Origin of the sequence: Rhodococcus sp. YH1 (assembly GCF_009939605.1) — a bacterium.
Classification (GTDB): domain Bacteria; phylum Actinomycetota; class Actinomycetes; order Mycobacteriales; family Mycobacteriaceae; genus Rhodococcus; species Rhodococcus aetherivorans.
Window position 1 is genome coordinate 1 of record NZ_WVTE01000190.1, and the last position, 1,430, is coordinate 1,430.

The following is a 1,430-nucleotide window of genomic DNA, read 5'->3' on the forward strand; positions in this document are numbered from 1 at the left end:
GGTCAAGTCCCGTGAGGTGGTGTACGACGTCGTCGCGTGATTCCTCGTCGGTGGATCAGGCGGTCAAGGCCGGTGTCACCTCCTCGGTGCCCTCGGTGACACTGTCGGCGGGCTTGTCGGTGCGGGAGCGGGCGAGTACGTCGAGGCCGAGGTAGCGGCGGCCTTCGATCCACTCGTCGTGCTGCTCGGCCAGCACCGCCCCGACGAGTCGGATCAGAGCGGTGCGGTCCGGGAAGATCCCCACCACGTCGGTCCGGCGGCGGATCTCCTTATTGAGGCGCTCCTGCGGATTGTTGCTCCAGATCTGTTTCCAGATCTGCTTCGGGAACGCGGTGAACGCCAACAGATCCGACCGGGCGGCGTCGAGGTGATCGGCCACCTTCGGCAGCTTCTCGGTGAGTGCATCGATGATTCGATCGTATTGTGCGTGAACGGAATCCGCGTCGGGCTGGTCGTACACGGAGTGCAGCAGTGTCTTCACCCAGGGCCACGACGACTTCGGTGTGACGGCCATGAGGTTCGTCGAGTAGTGGGTGCGGCACCGCTGCCAGGAGGCGCCGGGCAGGGTTGCGCCGATCGCCGCGACGAGGCCGGCGTGGGCATCGGAGGTCACCAACCGCACCCCGGTCAGGCCGCGGGCGACCAACCCGCGGAAGAAGGTCAGCCAGCCGGCGCCGTCCTCTGCGGAGGTGACGTCCAGCCCCAGGATCTCGCGGTAGCCGTCGGCGTTGACCCCGACCGCGACCAGGGCGTGCACGTTCACCACCCGTCCGTTCTCGCGGACCTTGAGGACCAGGGCGTCGGCGGCGACGAACGTGTACGGGCCCGCATCGAGGGGTCGGTTCCGGAAGGCCTCGACCTGGGTGTCGAGGTCTTTCGCCATCACCGAGACCTGCGACTTCGACAGCGAGGTGATCCCGAGGGTATCGACGAGTTTCTCCATCCGCCGGGTCGAGACCCCGAGCAGGTAGCAGGTCGCAACAACCGAGGTCAGGGCTCGTTCGGCCCGCTTGCGCCGTTGCAGCAGCCAGTCCGGGAAGTACGAGCCGGACCGCAGCTTGGGGATGGCCACGTCGAGGGTGCCGACGCGGGTGTCGAAGTCGCGGTGCCGGTAGCCGTTGCGAACGTTGACGCGTTCGTCGGAGCGTTGGCCGTAGTCGGCGCCGCACAGGGCGTCGGCCTCGGCGCCCATCAGGGCGTGGATGAACATCGTCAGCAGCTCGCGCAGCAGGTCGGGGCTGGCGCCGGTGAGTCGGTCTTCGACAAGCTGGCGGAGGTCGATATCGTGGGCAGTGGTCATCGCGTGCTCTTTCGTCGAGTCGAGTTGGTAGCTCTCTCGAAGAATCACGCGGTGACCGTCTTTCGTCCGGTTACGACACGCCGGTCATCGGATCCGATCCGGCTCGTACACCATCCTGATGGACGCAACC

1 protein-coding gene is annotated in these 1,430 nt (G+C 66.7%); it reads right to left on the minus strand.

Going from position 1 to position 1,430, the window contains the following annotated elements:
* Positions 1 to 55 precede the first annotated feature (55 nt).
* On the minus strand, positions 56 to 1,300 hold the full coding sequence (locus AIIKEEIJ_RS14430; RefSeq protein ID WP_161995940.1) for an IS256-like element IS1164 family transposase: 1,245 nt from the start codon (positions 1,298 to 1,300) through the stop codon (positions 56 to 58).
* Between the last annotated feature and the right edge of the window lie 130 nt (positions 1,301 to 1,430).